The sequence below is a fragment of the Pseudoxanthobacter soli DSM 19599 genome (assembly GCF_900148505.1).
Taxonomy (GTDB): Bacteria; Pseudomonadota; Alphaproteobacteria; order Rhizobiales; family Segnochrobactraceae; genus Pseudoxanthobacter; species Pseudoxanthobacter soli.
On record NZ_FRXO01000002.1, the window covers coordinates 162,916 to 183,394 of the forward strand.

Sequence of the window (20,479 nt, forward strand, 5' to 3'; positions counted from 1 at the left end):
CGTTGGGTTGCGCGCGGACCGTGCGGAAATCCTCAACCATCATCGTTATATGGCATCCCCGCGCGCGGCAAGCCGGCATGCGGCGCCGCGACCATGCGCGTGTGCGGTGCAGCGCGGACTTGACCCCCTGCCCTGCCGATGCGACATCAGGACAAGGCGCCGGAGGCGGCCGGGTGGAGATTTCCCGCTCGACGGCCCTGCCGGCCGCGGACGGGCGGCCCCCTCCAGAACCGCCGGTCCAGGCTCATCCCGTTTTCAGGTCAGCTCATTCCGTTTCAGGTCACAAGCAGTCGAGATGCCCGCATCCACGTTGTCTTCCCCGAAGCCCTCCGCCGATGAACGGCGTGCCGTCCGGTCCGTGTGCGTCTATTGCGGCTCGAGCATGGGCGTTTCACCCGCCTACGCCGAGGCCGCCGAGGAACTCGGCCGCGCGTTCGCGAAGGCGAGTATTCGGCTGGTCTATGGCGGCGGCTCGGTCGGCCTCATGGGAACCATCGCCCGCGCGACGATGGAGAATGGCGGCCGCGTCACTGGCATCATTCCCCGCTTCCTGAAGGATCGCGAGGTGATGCTGACCGAGGTCGACGAACTGATCGTCACCGCCGACATGCACGAGCGCAAGCGGCTGATGTTCGAGCATTCCGACGCGTTCGTCGCGCTGCCGGGCGGTGTCGGAACGCTGGAGGAGGTCGTCGAGATGATGACCTGGTCGCAGCTCGGCCAGCACGACAAGCCGATCATCCTGGTGGATATCGCCGGGTTCTGGTCGCCGCTCGTCGACCTGATCGACCACATGCGGAAGCAGGCGTTCATCCGCCCCCAGAACGAGATCGATTTTCATGTCGAGCCGACCGCCGCGGCGGTGTTGGAGCGGCTCGTCGCATCCGGCACCTCGCCCGAGGGCGGCGACGCGAGCGTCATCAAGCAGATGTAGCCCGCGCGGGTGAGCGCGGCGACAGCGGCCGGGGCACCCGCCGGCGTGCACAATACCGTTCGTGCACAATACCGTTGCGGATCCAGCTCCCTTGCGGATCCAAAGCCCTTGCGCACATACAAAGACCGGCCGGGCGCATCGCACCCGGCCGGTCTTTTTTCGTCAGATCAGCGTCTCAGCCGACCTCAGACATGGTCGGGCGAACCCCGACCTGTGCGAGCCCGCTCAGACCTTGTCGACGCCCTTCTTCACCGCGTCCTTCGCCTCGCCGACGCCCTTCTGGACGTGCCCCTTGGCCTCCTGGACCTCACCCTCGGCGCGCATCTTGTCGCTGCCGGTCGCCTCGCCCAGGGCCTGCTTGGTCTTACCCACGGCCTTGTTGGCCTCGCCCTTCACCTTGTCCATCGTCGAACCCATTTGGATCTTCCTTCCTGGTTTCACTTGAGGGAATGCCGCGCGGTGACGGCTCAGCGAGCCACGCGGCGGTTGTGCGGCTGGCAGCGATTACTGGCTCGTGGCCACGCTGCCGGACGCGGAGCGAACGGTGCCGGTATCGCTGCTGTCGAGCATCGCGACGCGCTGCGAAGGTTTCGGCAGGGGCATCACCGTCGTGTCGAACGGAAGAACAATCTTCGCGACATGCGACGGCGGAACATGAACGTCGTTCGCCAGAACGGGCGAAGACAAAAGCGGAAGACTTGCAGCGGCGGCGGCGGCAACACCAGCAATCAGAGCACGATTCATTCCTCGTCTCCTCATAAAGAAGGGTCTAACCGGCAGTCAGTCAGCTTATCAACAACTTTGACTTCCGCCCGGTCTTGCAAATAAAACGTACCTTCCGGGAAAGGGTTCCTTAACCGTGTTGAAAAAGGCGACGCTTGTCCGCGCGGGGGACGCTCGCGTGCCCGCGTGAACCGGGACTGTCGGCAGCAGGCACAAAAAAGCCGACCGGCAGGCCCGCCGGTCGGCTCTGGGTTCGCAGCGATGAGCGCGCGATCAGACGGCAGCGGCGAGCCGGAAGCCGGCGGGAGCGGCGCCCTCGCCCGCGGGGACAGCGCCCGCGCGCATCAGCTTGTAGGTCATGGAATCCACCAGCGCCCGGAACGAGGCGTCGACGATGTTGGGCGACACCCCGATCGTGTACCAGCGGGCGCCGGCGGCATCGCGGCTTTCGATCAGAACGCGCGTCGTCGCGCCGGTGCCACCGTTGAGGATACGCACCTTGTAGTCCACCAGTTCGAGATCGGCGATCGCGGACTGATAGCGGCCGAGGTCCTTGCGCAGCGCGATGTCGAGCGCATTGACAGGACCATTGCCTTCCGCGACCGACATGCGCTCCTCGCCGTCCACGTCGAGCTTCACCACCGCCTCGGACACGGTGACGAGTTCGCCCGCCGCATTGAAGCGACGCTCGACCATCACCCGGAAACTGCGCACGTCGAAGAAGCGGGGCAGCGTGCCGAGCATGTGATGGGCGAGCAGCGCGAACGAGGCATCGGCGCCCTCGTAGGAATAGCCCTCGGCCTCGCGCGCCTTCACCTCCCGCAGGAGGGCGTCGAGCCGCGGATCGTCCTTGGCGAGGGTGATGCCAACGCGGTCGAGTTCGGCAATCAGGTTCGACTTGCCGGCCTGGTCGGAGACGAGAACGCGGCGACGGTTGCCGACCCATTCCGGCGGAATGTGCTCGTAGGTCGCCGGTTCCTTCATGATGGCCGAGGCGTGGATGCCGGCCTTCGTGGCGAACGCCGCCTCGCCGACATAGGGCGCATGGCGGTCCGGCGAGCGGTTCAGGATCTCGTCGAAGGCGCGGCTGATCTGGGTGATCTCCGCCAGCGCGGCCGAGCCGACGGAAATCTGGAGCCGCTCGCTGTAGTCGCGCTTCAGCTTCAGGGTCGGGATCAGCGAGATCAGGTTGGCATTGCCGCAGCGCTCGCCGATGCCGTTCAGCGTGCCCTGGATCTGCCGCACGCCGCCGCGCACCGCAGCCAGCGAGTTGGCAACCGCCTGCCCGGTGTCGTCATGGGCGTGGATGCCGAGCCGGCTGCCCGGCACATGCTTCACCACCTCGCCGACGATACGCTCGACCTCTTCCGGCAGCGTGCCGCCGTTGGTGTCGCACAGCACGACCCAACGCGCGCCGGCCTCGTAGGCCGTGACGGCGCAGCTCAGCGCGTAGACCGGGTTCGCCTTGTAGCCGTCGAAGAAGTGCTCGCAGTCGATCATCGGCTCCTTGCCCGCGGCAAGGGCGGCCTCGACGGTCTCGCGGATCGAATCGAGATTTTCCGCCTCGGATACGCCGAGGGCGACGCGGACGTGATAATCCCACGACTTGGCGACGAAGCACGCCGCGCTCGCCGCCGAGGCGAGCACGTCTCTCAGGCCCGGATCGTTCGAAACCGACCGGCCGGCGCGCTTGGTCATGCCGAAGGCGGTGAAAGTGGCATTGCGGGTGCGCGGCTCCGCGAAGAAGGCGGTGTCGAGCGGGTTGGCGCCCGGGTATCCGCCCTCGATGTAATCGACGCCAAGGCGTTCCAGCAGCGCAACCACCGCGATCTTGTCCTCGAACGAGAAGTCGATGCCGTTGGTCTGGGCGCCGTCGCGCAGCGTGGTGTCGAACAGATACAGGCGTTCCCTGGTCATCGGATGGGCCCTGGTGCTGGTTATTGCTGCGAACACGACAGGTCGCCGCCGGGACAGGCGACTTGTGCCTCGAGCGCCTTGATACGCTCGTTGGTCAGTTCCGTCTGGCAGTCGGTATAGATCATCGGCCAGACCGAGCCCTCGCGGTCGGGCCCGCCGCCGGTGCGCGACACGCATTCCTTGTCGCGGAAGCTGACCCAGGCGCGCTGCGCGTCGCGCAGATAGCCCTGGCCGTCCGCATCGAGTTCCGCCATCAGCTTGCGATAGGTGGCGTTGAGGGTGCGATCGGCCGCCTTGAAGGCATTGCTCGCGCAGACGTCCATTTCCATCTGGGTGGCGGCATTGTCGCAATCGATATCGTCGGCGGCCATGGCCGCCGGCCCCGGCATCGCCAGAAGCGAGGCGCCCGCGAGCATCGCGCCCGCAAGGCCGCCGATCAGCCGGCCGGACAAGGAGCGAACCGCCATCACGGCAACTCCCTCACATGCGGCGCGCCGCTGGTTTCCTCCGGCGGCCAGGCGGCCGTGTCGTGATCCGGGTGCTGGAACGAGACGAGCCGTTCCATCGCGCCGTCCGGCATGTCGTCCTCGGTGATGCGGCCCGGCAGGCCGTCGAGGCTCTCGAACCACGGCATCCGGCCTTCGGTGCCGTACTGGATGACCGGAGGCGCGGCGGCGGGATCGTCGAGGCTGCCGAGAGACACCGCGATCTCGTCGCTTTCCAGATAGTCGTAGGTGAGCGGTGTGCCGCAGGCCGCGCAGAAGCCGCGCATCACCAGCGAGGAGGAGCGGAACAGGGTGGGCTCGCCGCGCGTCCACGTCAGATCCTGCCGCTTCACGGAGCCGAGCGGGGCGAAATAGCTGCCGAACGCCTTCTGGCACATGCGGCAATGACAGATCGACGGCTTGATCATCTCGGCATGGAGAGCGTAGCGCACCGCGCCGCACTGGCAGCCGCCGGTGTGGACGACGGGGGGCGCCTCGGATTGGCTAACTGCGGATTCCTGTGCCGTCATGTCCGTTCCATCCCCGAATGAGCCCTTTCCCAGGTCGTACCGTCCCGGGAATCCTTCAAGGCGATGCCGAGACCCGCGAGTTCGTCGCGGATCCGGTCGGCCTCTGCGAAATCGCGCGCCTTGCGTGCCGCGAGGCGGGCGGCGATGCGCTCCTCAACGAACGCCTCATCGATACCGGACAGCGCTTCACGTTCGCCGGCTTCGAGCGGGAAGCCGAAGGCCGCGAGCGTGCCGGCGAGCTCGCCACCCTCCAGGCGATGAACCTCGGCCATCGCCCGCGGCATGTTGAGATCGTCGGCGAGGGCCTCGAACACGCCGTCGGCAAACGCCGCCGGCGCCTCGACGCCAGCCGCGGCGGCCCGCCACCTGGCGAGCACCCGCGCGGTCTCCTCAAGGCCCTTCACCGTCCAGTCGATCGGCTGGCGATAATGGGTCTTCAGCATGTTGAGGCGCACGACATCGCCCGGCCAGTCCTGAAGGACGTCGCGGATGGTGACGAAGTTGCCGAGCGACTTCGACATCTTCTCGCCTTCCACCATCAGGAAGCCGTTGTGCATCCAGACATTCGCCATCGCCGCCGTGCCGTGGGCGCAGCGCGACTGGGCGATCTCGTTCTCATGATGCGGGAAAACGAGATCGATGCCGCCGCCGTGGATGTCGAAGGTCCCGCCGAGCAGCGCGCCCGACATCGCCGAGCATTCGATGTGCCAGCCGGGCCGGCCAACGCCCCAGGGGCTTTCCCACCCGGGCTCGCCGGACCGGGACGGCTTCCACAAAACGAAATCCATCGGATCGCGCTTGTAGGGGGCCACCTCGACGCGGGCGCCCGCCATCATGTCGTCGAGCGAACGGCGCGACAGGCTGCCGTAATCGGGCATCGACGGCACGTGGAACAGCACGTGCCCCTCCGCCGCGTAGGCGTGGCCACGCGCGATCAGCGCCTCGATCAGCCCGATCATGTCGGTGGCGCCATCGGTGCGGCGGATATAGTCCGTCGCCCGTGGCTCATGGGTCGGCCTGAGCACGCCGAGCGCGTCGATATCGGCGTGGAACTGGGCCAGCGTCTCGTCGGTCAGGGTGCGGATCGAGATGCCGCGCTCGGCTGCCCGCGCATTGATCTTGTCGTCGACGTCGGTGACGTTGCGGACATAGACGACGTGATCGGCGCCGTAGACCTGCCGCAGCAGGCGGAACAGGAGGTCGAACACGATGACCGGCCGGGCATTGCCGATGTGGGCGTAGTCGTAGACCGTCGGGCCGCAGACATACATCCGCACGCGCGCGCGATCGATCGGGCGGAAGACTTCCTTCACCCGGGACAGCGTGTTGTAAAGCTTCAGATCCCGGTCTTCGCCGGTTCCGACCGCAGCCGACATCGTCACGAACGCTCCCTCAGCCTCGCTGGCCCGGGGCATCCGCTTCCTTCGGATCGTCAAGGAAAAAGGAGGCAGCCGCAGCCAGCAGAGGCGCTAGCCGCAAATAATCGACGGAAAATGACCGAAGCGCGCCTGCGCCGCCGTTACCATGGCACATGCTCTGACTGATCGGGGCCGTTCCGTCAAGCACCGCGAGGGGCTGCGGTCTCCGGCGCGTCAGCCGCCGAGGCTGATCTCACCCTGACGGCGACGCTTCTGCTCGTACATCGCCGCGTCCGCCCGACGCACCGTTTCTTCGAGCGGCTCGCCGCGGCTCGTCGCCATGCCGATGGACAGGCTCATCCGCCGCTCGGAATGGAACTGATTGTTCAGTTCGGTCAGCTTGCCGATGTGCTCGATCAGCGCCTCGCCGTCGTGCTCGTCGCCCCCGGGCATCAGCACGGCGAACTCGTCACCGCCGATCCGTGCCGCCACGGCGGGCCGCGCGACGGCATTCGCCAGCACCTCGCCCGCCCGCCGCAGCAGCGCGTCGCCCGCGGCATGGCCGAGGAGATCGTTCGCGGCCTTCAGCCCGTCGAGGTCCATGACGAGGATCGTGATCGGGAACTGCCCCTTGCGCTGGAGCCGGTTGAGTTCGTCGGCATAGAAAGAGCGGTTGTGAAGCCGCGTCAGCACATCGTGCTTTCCGAGATATTCGAGATAGGCCTCGGCCTTCTTGCGCGCGGTGATGTTGGTGAGCGCGATCTGGACCTGCGACCAGTCGTCCTCGAAACCCGGCAGCACCGAGAACTGGAGGTGCAGGTAGAGCTTGTCGCCGCCGAGGGTGTAGTTCACCACCTCGCGGGTGTGGAACAGCTTGCCCTCCCACAGATCGATCAATTGCTCGCGGAAGGAATCGAGGCTGTTCTCGCCGAAGATGTCGCCGAAGCGGTGCAGCAGTGCCTCGCGGCTCGGTGCACCGAACAGCTCAAGCGTGTGGCGGTTGATGTCGATCAGCCGGATTTCACTGAGGCAGCGCTCGACGAACTCGGGATGGACGTTCAGGAACGAGCGGAAATCCTCGATGCCGCGCATCCGCAGGTCATCCGTCAGGGCCTTGATGGCGCTGAAGTCCTCCACCCACAGCGACACTGGCGAGTGCTGGAACAGGCCGTTGGCATAGGCGGCACTGAACTCCGCCTCCCGCCGCGCCTGCTCACGCGCGCTCACATCCTCGATGGCGATCAGGATCCGCGACCAGTCCGCTTCCGCGCCCGGCAGCACCACTCCGCGCAGGCTGAGGTCGAGCCGGCGGCCGGCCAGAGTGTGGTTCACCACAGAAGCCGAGAACCCCGCCGCGCCGTTCCACATTCGCGCGAGTTCGCCGACGTGGGTGACGAGCCGGTCCGTGCCGACGATGCGGTCGAGATGGGCGGAAAGGGCGTCGAAATCGGGCGCCTCGAACAGCTCCAGCGTCCGCCGGTTGACCCCGAGGAAGCGGATCCGCGCCGCAGCCTCCCGGGCGCGACCGGCATCCTCCGCAAGGACGGCCTCGAGATCCGTGACGCCGCTACGGCACCATTCGGCGAAGAGCGCGTGAACGCCCTTGCAGTCTTCAAGCCAGAGCGAAACAGGCGCGAGCTCGAACAGGGTGGCGGCATCCAACGCGAATGCCGTCTCGGGCGGTATCTTCAAGTCCGTACTCGCGACAGGCGGCCCGAACAGAAGGCCGCGGGTAACAGTGCAAGCGCCAGCCCCTGTTCACGGAGCGGCGGCTGCCGATGTCGCGAGAGGAGGCCATCGATCAGGCATGTGCGTCGACGGACGCCGAGAGGGCGTTTGCGACCATCAATGCCTGGTGCTTGTGCGCATTCAGCGCCGCACGGCCGCGCCTACGTGCGGGGCCGAAACAAATGCCCCTCGTTTTTAGTGAAACGACACGCAATTTGCAATCAAACTAAAATCGCAGGTCGCCGCGGGGCAGCGGGGCGGCGCCTCGCCGAAAGACCGCATCCCACTGCCCCGCCCGGAATTCGACGATGTCACTCCACCTCGTCGGAGGGCACGATCATCGTCTCGGCCTCGGCGGCCTCCGTCCAGGCGAGCATCGCCGGCAGTGCCAGGACGGCATCCATGTAGGCGCGGGTGTCGGGCGCGACCTCGATATCGTAACGGTCCAGCCGGGTCACGACGGGCGCGAACATGGCGTCGGCGGCGGAAAAAGGCCCGAACAGGAACGGACGGTCGTCCGCAAAGGTCGCGCGGGCGTCGCGCCACAGCTGCTCGAGGCGGGCGACGTCGCGCTTCGCGGCCTCTCCGCCGCGATCGGCACGCGGGAACCGCCGGCCGAGATTCATCGGGCAGGCCGAGCGCAGCGCCATGAAGCCGGCGTGCATCTCCGAGGAGATCGCGCGGGCGTGGGCGCGGGCACCGACGGAACGCGGCCAGACCGGATGTTCCGGGAACCGCTCCGCCAGATATTCGATGATTGCAAGCGATTCCCAGATGCGGATCGGACCGTCGATCAGGCACGGCACCCGGCCGGACGGCGAGACCTCGAGGATGCGGGCGTGGGTGTCGGGTTCGTCGAGCGGGATCAGCGTCTCGGTGAAGGGAATTTCGAAATGGGCGAGCGTCAGCCAGGCCCTGAGCGACCAGGACGAATAGCGCTTGTTGGCGATGACGAGGTGAAGCGGCATCCAGGCAGTCTCCGCACGAGATCACCGGCCGGCGGCCGGCTTCCGTCGGCACAATGGCCGCTCGCCACGCCGGCGACCAACGAAATTCGCTGATGCCGGCATCACCGGGCTGAATGGATGCCGCACGGGCGGCGAAGCCCGTCCCCGGCGCCGAAACGGGATATCGGGGACTTCCCGGACAGTCCCCCTGCCCCGACGGCGATGCACGCGCTATTCTGTGGCAGCGGCTTGGAGCGCTTTCGGATCTGAGGGGATCATCCGACCCAAAAGAAATCGCTCCGGATTAAAAACCTTGGGCATATCCCGGCCAGATCGCCTCGATCTGGCTGAGATGTGGTCTCGGACGCCGGTCCAGATATCAGTCCAGATCTTGCGCGGGATAGCATCGGTGCCCTCCTTCAGCCTCCTCGACTATCTCGCCCTCGGCTGGTTCGTGATCGGCTGGCTCGTCTACGGCACCTTGATCGACTACAGCCCGTGGACGCGCGAGACGCTGTCCGAAACCATGCGGGAGGAACGCCGGCGGTGGATGCGCATGATGGCGACCCGCGAGAACCGGATCGTCGATGCCAGCATCATGAGCGGGCTGCAGAACGGCACCGCGTTCTTCGCCTCCACCGCCGTTCTGGCGATCGGCGGCGCGCTGGCGCTGCTGAACTCGACCGACCGGCTGATCCAGATCTTCTCGGACCTCGCGGTACCGACCCCGGCTGCCCGGCAGATTTGGGAGGCGAAAGGGATCGGCCTGCTGCTGATCTATTCCTATGCCTTCTTCAAGTTCGGCTGGTCGTACCGGCTGTTCAACTATGCCTCGATCCTGATGGGCGCGGTGCCGCCGCCGAAGGAGGTCGACACCCCGGCCGGCTGGGCGGCGGTGGAGCGGGCGGCCGCGATGGCGAACGCCGCCGGCCACCAGTTCAAGCTGGGCCTGCGGGCGTTCTTCCTGTCCATCGGTTTTCTCGGCTGGCTGGCGGGCCCGGTCGCGTTCTTCGTCGCGACCACGCTCATCCTCTATGTGCAGGCGCGGCGCCAGTTCTGGTCCGCCTCCCACCATGCCGCGCGCCTGACCGAGGCGCCGCCGGATCACAAGAGGCCCTGATCTCCGCCGGCGCTGGCCAGACGGTGCCGCACCACCCGATGCGCCGGGCGGCGGCAGGCCGTCATTCGTCGCAATCCGATACCGCGATACCGCAGCCAGCGCCGCACGCTTCCTTCGCCTTCGATTCGGCGATCTTCAGCGTCGGCCCCCAGCCCACACCGTAGTTGGACGAGGACGCGGCATAGGCGCCGCACTGATCGTAGCGCACGGCGATATGGCAGTTGCCGTTGCCGGCCGACTTGCATTCGGCAAGTGCGTTCTTGCCGGCCTCGTCGCGGGTCGAACCCGAACCCACTCCGTAGCCGATGTCCTTCGCCGCCACGCCATCCTCGTCGTCGACGGCGATGGCGCCGGCCGCCCGAGCCTCGATGGCGGCCAAGCCGAGAACCACGCCGAGCCCCACGACCAGCGCCAGTCCGATTGATTTCATGTGCATCCTGCAGCCCCGTTTGATTGCCAGCGCCGCCAGACTATCCCGCCGCGCGGCCGAAGGGAGCCCCGCCGGGAGAGAAAACCACCGAACTCTCAGGGCGCGGGAAGCAGCGCGGACGACCGGCCGGCCAAGCGGTAGGCGATGAGGGCTTCGATTTCGCGCGTCGCGGCATCCGTCGCCGCCAGCCCGGCGAGCGCGTCGGGCCGGCGGAGCCAAAGATCGGCGCCCTCGGGGACGCGGTAATCCACCGGCCAAGGCACGAGACCCGGCCAGCCCGCCGCCCTGAAGGTCCCGACGGCACGCGGCATATGGGCGGCGGAGGTGACGAGAAGCCACGTCGAGCCGAGGCCGGGACGAACGATCGCCATCGACGCCGTCGCGTTCTCCCAGGTGCTGCGGGAGCCGGTTTCGAGGACGAGACGTGCGGGATCGATGCCGATGCTGCGGGCGATTTCGGCGGCGCTCTCCGCCTCCGGCACCGCATGCCCGGTACGCGGCTCGAACTTGTTGCCGCCGGACAGCACGATCGGCACGCCCGGATAGCGGTGCGCGAGATCGGCGACCGCCACGATCCGGTCCGCTGCCTCGAGCAGTTCGGGCCTTCCCCGCTCCGCGGTGACGACGGTGTCGAGGTAACCGCCGAGGACGATTATGCCGTCGACATGGCCGGGCAAGGCGGGCTGCGGAAACCGGTTTTCCAAAGCTCGCAGCACGAGCGCGCCGGTGGGCAGGAAGCCGAACACCACGAGGCCCACGGCGGCGAGGCCGCAAGCGAATAACCCCGCGCGGCGCCATCCGACGGACAGCGCGACGGCGCCGGCGATCGCGAGAAACGCGATGATGTTGGAGGGTTGGGCGAGCGCGGCGATGGCCCAGATCAGCGGCGTCATGTCAGGGGATCACCGAGGAGCGCCAACATCCGGGGTAGCCAGCATCCCGGGCCGCTCATGGCCGCGGACGCCTGCTCGCCGGGACCGCAGGATCCGCCCGGCCGCACGGCGCTGAAAAGCCGGCAGGGGCGCCGCTTCGGGCGCCCCGCCATCGATGTCAGGCGAGTTCGGTGATGCTCGACACCACCCGGCCGACGAGGCCGTAGGCGATGGCTTCGTCCGGCGCCATCCAGTAATCGCGGTCGGTGTCCTTCTCGATACGCTCGAAGGGCTGGCCGGTGGCGGCGGCGAAGATGTGGTTCAGGCGGTCGCGCATCTTGATGATCTCGCGGGCCTGGATCTCGATGTCCGTCGCCGGGCCGCCGGTGCCGCCGGACGGTTGATGCAGCAGGAAGCGCGTGTTCGGCGTGCAGAACCGGCGCTCCACGGGCACGGAGACATAGATCAGCGCGCCGGCGCTCGCCACCCAGCCCATGCCGAGGATGTTCACCTTCGGGCGGATGAAGCGGATGGCGTCGTGAATCATGTCGCCCGATTCGACGTGGCCGCCGGGCGACGACACCACGACGGTGATCGGGTCTTCGGAAACCTGCGCCAGGGCGAACAGGCGGGCGGTCACGTCGCGAGCCAGTTCCTGGGTGATGCCGCCGGTGATGAGAACCGTGCGCGCATCGAACAGATGGCGGTCGACGGGAATCGAAGCCAGGGTCTTGGTCTTCTCGTCCTCCTCCTCATCGTCAAGGCGCGAAAGGTGGACCTTGTAATCCTTCATGCCGGAACTCGCTCGATCGCAATGGCTGGCGTCGGACACGCCTGCCGGGAAGGGCAGTCCCTTACTTAGGGCACCGCCGGCCAACGCGCAAACCGGTCGAAGGAGAAAAGCCGGCCGGAAGGTTCGACGGGCCGCGCCACCGGCAAGGTTCGTTGGCAATTCGCCCGCGCCGTGCTACGTCGCCGAGCGGCAGAGCCGATCCCCGCGGGACCATCGGCCTCGGTCGGCAACCGTCCGGATCCCTCCTCCCGAACCCGTCGAACAGAGCGGACATGGTGGCAACAACGGTACGGATCGAGAAACTCGCGTTCATGTCGAGCGAGGCGGACGGCGCGCGGCGTGCCCGCGAGGAACTCGTGCGGCGCTATGGCGAGGTTCCGCCCGAGGAAGCCGACGCAGTGGTCGCGCTCGGCGGCGACGGGCTGATGCTCGAGGCGCTGCATCGCTTCATGAACACCGGGCGGCCGATCTATGGCATGAACCGCGGCTCGGTCGGCTTCCTCATGAACGATTATCGCGAAGAGGACCTGCGCGACCGGCTTTCGGCGGCCGAGATCGTGGCGCTCAAGCCGCTCAAGATGGAAGTGGTCGATCAGGACGGCGCCCGCCACGTCGCCCACGCCTTCAACGAGGTTTCGCTGCTGCGGGAACTTCATCAGGCGGCGAAGCTGTCGATCTCCATCGACGGCCGCGTGCGGCTGGAGGAGCTGATCTGCGACGGCATCCTGATCGCGACACCCGCCGGTTCGACCGCCTACAATCTTTCGGCCCACGGCCCGATCCTGCCGATCAACGCGCAATTGCTCGCCCTGACGCCGATCAGCGCCTTCCGGCCCCGGCGCTGGCGCGGGGCCCTGCTTTCCACCCGCGCCCGCGTGCGTATCGATGTGTTCGAGGCCGACAAGCGGCCGGTGGCCGCCGCCGCCGATCACACCGAGATCCGCTCCATCGCGAGCGTGGTGGTCTACGAGGATTCCCAATCGGAAAGCCTCGTGATGTTCGACCCCGACCACTCGTGGGAAGAGCGCAATCTTTCCGAGCAGTTCCGTTACTGAACGCCGGCCTCACGCGCCGTTGCCGCCGCCGCGCGGGCGCCGCATCGTGAACAGCGCGCCGGCATTGGCCGCGGCGAAATCGAAATAGCCGAGCCGGGCGAGCGGCTGGATCCTCGCCGTGTCGAACAGGCCGTCGACGAGGGCACCATCGTCGATGTGAATGCCGACGACGATGCCGATCGCCATGTACTGATCGACCGCGCGGCCGTCGAGATCGGTGAGCGGCACGGTCTTCAGCAGCCTGCATTCCAGCGCGGCCGGCGCCTCGCCGACGCGGGGCGGCGCGACCGCGACCGACGGCACCGGCGTCAGCCCGGCGAACGCGAACTCCGACTGCCCTTCCTGCAGCGGTGCTGAGGTGAGGTTCATCGCCTCCCGCAATCCGTAGGTCGCGACGTTGCAGACGAACTCGCCGGTCGCCTCGATGTTGGCGATGGTGTGCTTGTGGCCGCTCGACGACACCATCACCATGTGAGGTCGCTCGCAGACAGCGTTGAAGAAGCTGTACGGCGCGAGGTTCGGCCGGCCCTGCCGGTCGACGGTCGAGATCCAGCCGATGGGCCGTGGTGCGACCAGCGCCTTGAACGGATCATGCGGCAGGCCGTGGTCGTTGCGGATCGCGTCGTAGTACATCGCTGGTTCCCGGTTTGCGGCGCCGCTCAGCGATAGTCGCTGACGAGGCTCGGCACATCCGGCCGGTCGCGCTCGAACGGCGGCTGCATCGGCGTGCCGATATGGACGAAGCCGGCGAAGCGCTCGCCCTCACCGAGGCCGAGAATCTCGCCGGCCTCCGCGTCGTAGGCGACCCATTCCGTCACCCACTGGCCGGCGAAGCCGAACGCATGGGCGGCATGGAGCAGGTTGAAACAGACCGCGCCCGCGGAGAGTTCCTGTTCCCACAGCGGGATCTTGGGATGGTTCGGCTGGGGCTTCGACACCACGCCGACCACGAGCGGCGCCCGGGTGAAGCGCTGACGCTCGGCGTCGAGCTGCGGCGCCCGCGCGTCGGGATTGCGCGCAGCAACGAGTGCGGCAAGGCGCTCTCCCGCCGCTTTCGCCCCCTCGCCGCGATAGAGGATGAACCGCCACGGCGCGAGCTTGCCGTGATCCGGCACGCGCGCGGCGATGGTCAGAATCTGCGACAGCGTCTCTTCATCCGGCCCGGGCGCGCCGAGCTGGATGGCCGGGATGGAGCGGCGCACCTTCAGATAGGACGCGAGATCGGACACGGGGGCGGTCATGGCACTGGACATGAGACTGGGCTCCGGCTTTCGACGGGCAGGTCCGCAGGGGGTGCGGACAGGAAGACGGGCGCGGCGGACGGCGCGACGATTGCACGGCACTGCAGCCGGCCCATGGACTGAGATCGGATGGGAGAGCACCTTTCGTGTCAACACGCAATCCCGCATCGCCGGGCGGGGCGATCGCATGGCAGGGCCGCCCGCGCGGATTATCGCGATGATCAAGTCTTGAATTCGCCGCCGTTCTCGGTGATGCCTTTGCGCTTGCAGACGGATGCCCCTCGCCAGCGCCACGCGCACCGTGGACGCGGCGACGGATGAAGACGGAACAGGGATCGCCGATGGCGAACGACTCCATGCTGCCGGAGCGCCGAAGCCGGCGATGACCACGGGTGAAGAACACCATGGGCGTAAAGAACGCCACGGTCGCGCTGATGGCGGACGCGCGCGCACAGCACGGGTGCTGCGTTCCGTGAAGGCGGCCGGAGCGCTTTTGTTCGGCGCATGGCTGATGCTGGCCGCGCAGCCGGCGGCCGAGGCCGCATCGGACATGCTGACCGCGCCCATGCTGTCGTCGCGCACGCCGGTGCTGCCGCTGCCGAGGCCCGGCTCGGAGGAATCCCTCCAGCCCCTCGGCGTTCCCGCGGCAGGCGCCGTGACGGTGCCGGGCATTCCCGCGGTGCCCTACGCCCAGCCGAACACGCCCAACACCGGCAAGCCCAGCGGCCAGGAAGTGCCGCTCTATCTCGTCGCCAAGCTGACGCCCGACGGCAAGCCGCTCAATGGCGGCGTGGTGTGGCGTGTGTTCGGCGACCATCCCGATGCCGCCGGCAAGCTGCCCCTGGTGGCGGTCGCGGCCGGTGGAGACGGCGAGTTCCGCCTGCGGCCGGGCGTCTATTTCGTGCATGCCGCCTATGGCAGGGCCGGCGCCACCAGCCGCGTCGACCTGACCCGCAGCGTCGTCAGCGAGACGGTGGTGCTGCACGCCGGCGGGCTCGAACTCGATGCGGTGATCGACGAGAACATCCCGCTGCCCGCCGACGAAGTGACCTTCGACATCTTCAAGGCCGAGGAAGACGCCAGCGGCGAGCGGCCGGCGGTGGTGCGCGGCGTCAAGCCGGGCGTGATCGTGCGCCTGCCGGCCGGCACCTACCACGTCGCCAGCCACTATGGCGGCGTCAACGCGGTGATGCGGGCCGACATCGAGGTTGAGGCCGGCAAGCTCGTCAAGGCGACGCTGCACCACAAGGCCGCCGAGGTGACGCTGAAGCTCGTCGCCAAGCACGGCGGCGAGGCGCTCGCCAACACCCAGTGGTCGGTGAAGGCCGAGGACGGCAAGGTGGTGGCGGAGAAGATGGGCGCCTTCCCGAGCCTTGTGCTGGCCGAAGGCAAGTACGAGATCGTCGCGAAGAACGGCGAGAAGACCTACAGCCAGAGCTTCGACGTGGAGGCCGGCCAGAACCGCGATCTGGAGGTTCTGGCGCAGGATATGCGCTGAACCGGTGAGGATCGGCGCTCAGTCGAACACGGACTCTCCGGACGGATCGTCCGTCCGTCGCACCCATGAAAAAGCGCCCCGGAACGGCTGTCCGGGGCGCTTTTCTGTTCTCGGCGGTCGCGCCAGGCTGCTGCGGTAGCCGCCAGAGCATTACCCGTTCAGATCGAACCGATCTCAACGACTAGAAGGCGCTCAAGCTTTTGAAGCTGGAGCGACTTCTTGTCGATCTGATGAGTCCATCAGATCGGAAGGCGCTCCAGGCGCGCGCGCTTCAGATCCGGCGGCACCGCCTCATCGACGAGGAGCGCGATCGCTTCCTCCAGCTTCATCGACACCTGATCGCGCGAACCGAGGCGCCGGATGGAGATGGTTCCCTCCTCCGCCTCTCGCTTGCCGGCGATCAGCATCACCGGCACCTTGGCCAGCGAATGCTCGCGCACCTTGAAGTTGATCTTCTCGTTGCGCAGGTCGATCGAGGTACGCAGGCCGGCAGCCACCAGCTTCTCGCGCACCGCGACGGCATAGTCGTCGGCGTCGGAGGTGATGGTGGTCACCAGCGCCTGCACCGGCGACAGCCACAGCGGGAAGTGGCCGGCGAAGTTCTCGATCAGGATGCCGATGAAGCGTTCCATCGAGCCGCAGATGGCGCGATGGACCATGACCGGGGTCTTCTTGGCGCCGTCCTGGTCGATATAGAACGCGCCGAAGCGCTCCGGCAGGTTGAAGTCGACCTGGGTGGTGCCGCACTGCCAGTCGCGGCCGATGGCGTCGCGCAGCACATATTCGAACTTCGGCCCGTAGAACGCGCCCTCGCCCGGATTGATGGCGGTCTTGATCCGCCCGCCGGACTGCGCCGCGATCTGCTCCAGCACCCGGCTCATGACGTCCTCGGCATGATCCCACAGCGCGTCGGAGCCGACGCGCTTCTCGGGCCGGGTGGAGAGCTTCACCACGATCTCCTCGAAACCGAAATCGGCATAGGTCGAGAGGATCAGGTCGTTGATCTTCAGGCACTCGGCGGCGAGCTGGTCCTCGGTGCAGAAGATGTGAGCGTCGTCCTGGGTGAAGCCGCGCACGCGCATCAGCCCGTGCATGGCGCCCGACGGCTCGTAGCGGTGGACCGCGCCGAACTCCGCGAGCCGCATCGGCAGATCGCGATAGGATTTCAGCCCGTGCTTGAAGATCTGCACGTGACCGGGGCAGTTCATCGGCTTCAGGGCGAACACGCGTTCATCGTCGGTCTCGTCGCCGGCCGACTGCACCTTGAACATGTTCTCGCGATACCAGCCCCAGTGGCCGGAGATCTCCCACAGCGACTTGTCGAGCACCTGCGGCGCGTTGACTTCGGCATAGTCGGCCGCGAGCCGGCGGCGCATGTAGGCGATCAGGCCCTGGAAGATCTGCCAGCCGTTCGGGTGCCAGAACACCACGCCGGGACCTTCCTCCTGGAAATGGAACAGGTCCATCTCCCGGCCGAGGCGGCGGTGGTCGCGCTTGGCCGCTTCCTCAAGCATGGTGAGGTAGGCGTTGAGGTCGGCGTCGGACTGCCAGGCGGTACCGTAGATGCGCGACAGCATCGGGTTGTTGGCATCGCCGCGCCAGTAGGCGCCGGCCACCTTCATCAGCTTGAAGGACTGGCCGATCTGGCCGGTGGTGGCCATATGGGGACCGCGGCAGAGGTCGAACCAGTCGCCCTGGCGGTAGATCTTGATGGTCTGGTCGGCGGGGATCGCGTCGACGAGCTCGACCTTGAAGTTCTCGCCCTTGTCGGCGAAGACCTTCTTGGCCTCGTCGCGAGTCCAGACTTCCTTGGTGAACGACGCATTGCGCGCGATGATCTCGCGCATCTTCTGCTCGATCCGCGGCAGATCTTCCACGGTGAACGGCTCGTTGCGGTGGAAGTCGTAATAGAACCCGTTCTCGATCACCGGACCGATGGTGACCTGGGTGCCGGGATAGAGTTCCTGCACCGCCTCGGCCATGACATGGGCGGCGTCGTGGCGGATCAGCTCGAGCGCGCGCGGGTCCTCGCGGGTGACGATCTCGATGCGGGCGCCGTCGGGCACCGCGTCGGAGAGGTCCTGCACCACGCCGTCGACGGCGATGGCGACGGCCTTCTTGGCGAGCGACTTGGAAATGGATTCGGCGACGGCCCGGCCGGTCACGCCGTCTTCAAAGGCGCGGCGAGCGCCATCGGGAAAGGAGAGTTCGATCATAATGCACCTTGGTTTGCTCACTCACTGCCCACGAGCGCAGGTAAGCGGAGTTGAAACGGGCCGCGCACGGCACCGGTCTTGAACCACGCCTCAATGGACGCGGATCGCGGCGTTTTCGCGCCCCAGCGGCCGGGCGTCAACTCAAAGCTGACGTGCGGCGGTTTCGGATGAGGGATGACGGCGGCGGCCTTGTTCGCAAGAACGGCAGCCCGGATGGATCAGCGGTCGAGCCGCGTCTTCGGATCGATGTGGCGGCCGGTCCAGCGGCCGTAGCGCCATGGCGACCACCACCGCGCCGCAGCCGGCGCCGCTTCCGGAATAGGGTCGAAGCCGCTCGCCCCCAGGGGATGGCAGCGCATGAGGCGGGCGAGCGTCATCCAGCCGCCGGCCCAGAAGCCGTAGCGGCCGATGGCTTCCTCGCCGTAGGCCGAGCACGACGGCAGGTAGCGGCAGGCATTGGGCAGAAGCGGCGACAGCGTCAGCCGGTAAACCCGGATCAGGATGCGAGCGAGAAACACGCCGGGGCGGAATGTGGGGCCGCGCGCGGCGGCCGGAGGGACAGGCTCCGACTGGTCCGCCTCGTCCGGCATCGCCGGATCGTCCCGCCAATTGCAGCCGAGACACATCGCGCGACGCCTCAGGCCGGAGGGGCTGCGCGGGCGGCGAGCGCCTTGTCGATGGCCTCGACCGTCGCGTCGAACGTCAGCAGCGTCGAGGCGTGGCGGGCCTTGTAGTCGCGCACCGGCTCCAGCACCGCGAGTTCGGCGAAGCGGCCTTCCGGCGGGGGGCCGTCTTCCTTCAGCATCCGGCGCATGGCATCGCGGACGGCGCGCACCTCGTCGATCCCGGCGCCGACAACATGGCGCGCCATGATCGCCGAAGAGGCCTGGCCGAGCGCGCATGCGCGCACCTGATGGGCGAAATCGGCGATCATGTCGCCTTCAAGCCTCACTTCGACAGTCACCGTCGAGCCGCACAGCCGGGAATGAGCGCTCGCCGTGCCATCCGCATGGTCGAGATGGCCGAGCCGGGGAATATTGCCGGCATAGGTCAGGATGCGCGTGCTGTAGACCGTATCGAGCATGGCGGCAGTCCGTCCATCGTCGCTGAAACCGCTACGTACCGTCTTGCAAGGGACCGGTTTCACTCCCTCCGCTGACGTCCTATATAGGGTGCGAACGCAGCCGGTCGACAGTCCTGCTCCCTATCCTTTCGCATGTCATCGTCACGGCAAGGCGGGAAAGAGGCTGTCGCCGGACCGGATGCCTCGCGGCGGCCGGCATCGGCGACGGGACCCGTCGCCGGCCGGATCGGACCGCGGGAATGTCGCGGCGGGTCACGAATTGGACGACAGATCAGGAATCGAACGCCCCGGAACGGATATCACCGGCCGGGAGCGGGAGGGGAGCCCCCCGATGGATGCCGTTGTAAAGAGTCTCTCCGACCGCCGCGAACGCGACGCCACCGCGCCCGCGCGCCCGAGCCGCGAGGAAGCGGAAGCGGCCGTGCGCACGCTGATCCAGTGGGCCGGCGACGACCCGGACCGCGAGGGGCTGCTCGACACGCCGCGCCGGGTGACCGCGGCCTACGATGAATTCTTCCGGGGTTATCGCGACGACGTCGCCGCCGTGCTGGACCGTACCTTCGAGGAGGTCAGCGGCTACAGCGACATGGTGCTGGTGCGCGACATCCCGTTCTATTCCCATTGCGAGCACCACATCGTGCCGTTCATCGGCAAGGCCTACATCGCCTACTATCCCTCCAAGGGCGTGGTGGGGCTCTCCAAGCTGGCGCGGCTGGTGGACGTGTTCGCCCGGCGGCTCCAGACTCAGGAGAACCTGACCGCTCAGGTGGTCCAGGCGATGGAGGACTATCTGCATCCCCGCGGCGCCGCCGTGCTGTTCGAGGCCGAACACCAGTGCATGTCGCTGCGCGGCGTGCAGAAGGCCGGCGTCTCGACCGTCACCAGCCAGTTCACCGGCGTGTTCAAGGACAACCCGGCCGAACAGGTCCGCTTCATGACCATGATCCGCGGAACGCGCTGACCGATAGCGTCAGCGCGCGTCCGCCCGGATGGACCAACCTCCGTGTGCGCTTCCTGCCCGCCTTCCTCACCCGCTGCCGACCCGGCGTCCGGCGACAGCCGCGTCTCGTTCCCCGCTCCCGGTTCCAAGGCCGAGCTTGAGAGCGGCCTTGCGCTGACGCCGCGTTTCGACGCGGCGGGTCTCGTGACGGCCGTTGTCACCGACGCCGCCGACGGGACCGTGTTGATGCTCGCCCACATGAACGCGGAGGCGCTGCGGCTCACTGTCGAAACCGGCGTCGCGCACTACTGGAGCCGCTCGCGCAACGCGCTGTGGCGGAAAGGCGATACCTCCGGCTCTCTGCAGCACGTGCGCGAGATGCTGGTCGACTGCGATCAGGATGCCGTGGTGCTGAAGGTCTCGGTCGACGGTTCCGGAGCAAGCTGCCACACCGGACGCCGGAGCTGCTTCTACCGGGCCGTCGATCTCGGCCCCGGCGGCGGCGCGCTACGCTTCGTCGAGGCCGAACCGATGGTCGATCCCGAGGCGCTCTACGGCAAGGGGCCGGCCTGACGGCGGCCGGCCCGATACGCATCTGTTTCCGCTCG

General features: G+C 67.4%; 22 protein-coding genes. 6 read left to right on the plus strand and 16 right to left on the minus strand.

Features of this window, described 5'->3' with window-relative positions; genetic code table 11:
- Positions 1-295: 295 nt before the first annotated feature.
- Positions 296-934, plus strand: coding sequence for an LOG family protein (locus BUF17_RS05205; protein ID WP_073626325.1), 639 nt, complete (start codon positions 296-298; stop codon positions 932-934).
- A gap of 225 nt (positions 935-1,159) precedes the next feature.
- On the opposite strand, the gene BUF17_RS05210 is transcribed toward BUF17_RS05205, so the two are convergent.
- The 8 genes from BUF17_RS05210 to BUF17_RS05245 form a co-directional block, all read right to left on the minus strand.
- Entirely contained in the window at positions 1,160-1,351 is a 192-nt protein-coding gene (locus BUF17_RS05210; RefSeq protein ID WP_073626327.1) for a CsbD family protein, read from the minus strand.
- 87 nt (positions 1,352-1,438) lie between these two features.
- Positions 1,439-1,678, minus strand: a complete 240-nt coding sequence (locus tag BUF17_RS05215; protein ID WP_073626328.1) for a hypothetical protein — start codon at positions 1,676-1,678, stop codon at positions 1,439-1,441.
- Between the two features lie 252 nt (positions 1,679-1,930).
- Complete coding sequence (cimA, locus tag BUF17_RS05220; RefSeq protein WP_073626330.1) at positions 1,931-3,574, minus strand: citramalate synthase; 1,644 nt, start codon at positions 3,572-3,574, stop codon at positions 1,931-1,933.
- A 20-nt stretch (positions 3,575-3,594) separates the two neighbouring features.
- The gene (locus tag BUF17_RS05225) at positions 3,595-4,041 is read right to left on the minus strand and encodes a lysozyme inhibitor LprI family protein (RefSeq protein WP_084564072.1); all 447 of its coding nucleotides are present in this window, start codon (positions 4,039-4,041) and stop codon (positions 3,595-3,597) included.
- A complete protein-coding gene (locus tag BUF17_RS05230) occupies positions 4,041-4,589 on the minus strand; it encodes a GFA family protein (RefSeq protein ID WP_073626333.1) in 549 nt (182 codons plus the stop codon). Before BUF17_RS05230 ends, BUF17_RS05225 begins: the two co-directional genes overlap by 1 nt.
- Positions 4,586-5,965, minus strand: coding sequence for a cysteine--tRNA ligase (cysS, locus tag BUF17_RS05235; RefSeq protein ID WP_073627138.1), 1,380 nt, complete (start codon positions 5,963-5,965; stop codon positions 4,586-4,588). The genes BUF17_RS05230 and cysS overlap by 4 nt, the downstream gene beginning before the upstream one ends.
- A gap of 216 nt (positions 5,966-6,181) precedes the next feature.
- Positions 6,182-7,639 carry a sensor domain-containing diguanylate cyclase gene (locus BUF17_RS05240; RefSeq protein WP_073626335.1) on the minus strand — a complete coding sequence of 486 codons (1,458 nt, stop codon included), beginning with the start codon at positions 7,637-7,639 and terminating at the stop codon, positions 6,182-6,184.
- 347 nt (positions 7,640-7,986) lie between these two features.
- Positions 7,987-8,643: a glutathione S-transferase family protein gene (locus BUF17_RS05245; protein ID WP_073626337.1), complete on the minus strand. Its 657-nt coding sequence runs from the start codon at positions 8,641-8,643 to the stop codon at positions 7,987-7,989.
- A 388-nt stretch (positions 8,644-9,031) separates the two neighbouring features.
- On the opposite strand from BUF17_RS05245, the gene BUF17_RS05250 reads away from it, so the two are divergent.
- Positions 9,032-9,742: a DUF599 domain-containing protein gene (locus BUF17_RS05250; RefSeq protein ID WP_073626339.1), complete on the plus strand. Its 711-nt coding sequence runs from the start codon at positions 9,032-9,034 to the stop codon at positions 9,740-9,742.
- Between the two features lie 61 nt (positions 9,743-9,803).
- Here BUF17_RS05250 and BUF17_RS05255 read toward each other — a convergent pair whose 3' ends face one another.
- From BUF17_RS05255 to BUF17_RS05265, 3 genes are all read right to left on the minus strand, one after another.
- Entirely contained in the window at positions 9,804-10,172 is a 369-nt protein-coding gene (locus BUF17_RS05255; RefSeq protein WP_073627140.1) for a DUF4189 domain-containing protein, read from the minus strand.
- Positions 10,173-10,267: 95 nt separating this feature from the next.
- Positions 10,268-11,065 (minus strand): YdcF family protein, encoded by a 798-nt coding sequence (locus tag BUF17_RS05260; protein WP_073626341.1) that lies wholly within the window; start codon positions 11,063-11,065, stop codon positions 10,268-10,270.
- Between the two features lie 157 nt (positions 11,066-11,222).
- On the minus strand, positions 11,223-11,837 hold the full coding sequence (locus tag BUF17_RS05265) for an ATP-dependent Clp protease proteolytic subunit (protein WP_073626344.1): 615 nt from the start codon (positions 11,835-11,837) through the stop codon (positions 11,223-11,225).
- A 272-nt stretch (positions 11,838-12,109) separates the two neighbouring features.
- On the opposite strand from BUF17_RS05265, the gene BUF17_RS05270 reads away from it, so the two are divergent.
- Positions 12,110-12,892, plus strand: coding sequence for an NAD kinase (locus tag BUF17_RS05270; RefSeq protein ID WP_073626346.1), 783 nt, complete (start codon positions 12,110-12,112; stop codon positions 12,890-12,892).
- Between the two features lie 9 nt (positions 12,893-12,901).
- On the opposite strand, the gene BUF17_RS05275 is transcribed toward BUF17_RS05270, so the two are convergent.
- Positions 12,902-13,525, minus strand: a complete 624-nt coding sequence (locus BUF17_RS05275) for a flavin reductase family protein (protein ID WP_073626348.1) — start codon at positions 13,523-13,525, stop codon at positions 12,902-12,904.
- 26 nt (positions 13,526-13,551) lie between these two features.
- Entirely contained in the window at positions 13,552-14,145 is a 594-nt protein-coding gene (locus BUF17_RS05280) for a nitroreductase family protein (RefSeq protein WP_244530769.1), read from the minus strand.
- A 460-nt stretch (positions 14,146-14,605) separates the two neighbouring features.
- Between BUF17_RS05280 and BUF17_RS05285 the strand changes: the two genes are divergently transcribed.
- Positions 14,606-15,631 (plus strand): hypothetical protein, encoded by a 1,026-nt coding sequence (locus BUF17_RS05285; protein WP_175563615.1) that lies wholly within the window; start codon positions 14,606-14,608, stop codon positions 15,629-15,631.
- Between the two features lie 239 nt (positions 15,632-15,870).
- Here BUF17_RS05285 and thrS read toward each other — a convergent pair whose 3' ends face one another.
- From thrS to BUF17_RS05300, 3 genes are all read right to left on the minus strand, one after another.
- On the minus strand, positions 15,871-17,847 hold the full coding sequence (thrS, locus tag BUF17_RS05290) for a threonine--tRNA ligase (protein WP_073626352.1): 1,977 nt from the start codon (positions 17,845-17,847) through the stop codon (positions 15,871-15,873).
- A 218-nt stretch (positions 17,848-18,065) separates the two neighbouring features.
- Complete coding sequence (gene yidD, locus BUF17_RS05295) at positions 18,066-18,437, minus strand: membrane protein insertion efficiency factor YidD (RefSeq protein ID WP_084564224.1); 372 nt, start codon at positions 18,435-18,437, stop codon at positions 18,066-18,068.
- 47 nt (positions 18,438-18,484) lie between these two features.
- Entirely contained in the window at positions 18,485-18,931 is a 447-nt protein-coding gene (locus tag BUF17_RS05300) for an iron-sulfur cluster assembly scaffold protein (protein WP_073626354.1), read from the minus strand.
- A gap of 331 nt (positions 18,932-19,262) precedes the next feature.
- Between BUF17_RS05300 and folE the strand changes: the two genes are divergently transcribed.
- Positions 19,263-19,892: a GTP cyclohydrolase I FolE gene (gene folE / locus BUF17_RS05305; protein WP_073626356.1), complete on the plus strand. Its 630-nt coding sequence runs from the start codon at positions 19,263-19,265 to the stop codon at positions 19,890-19,892.
- A gap of 42 nt (positions 19,893-19,934) precedes the next feature.
- Positions 19,935-20,444 (plus strand): phosphoribosyl-AMP cyclohydrolase, encoded by a 510-nt coding sequence (gene hisI / locus BUF17_RS05310; protein ID WP_073626357.1) that lies wholly within the window; start codon positions 19,935-19,937, stop codon positions 20,442-20,444.
- Positions 20,445-20,479 lie beyond the last annotated feature (35 nt).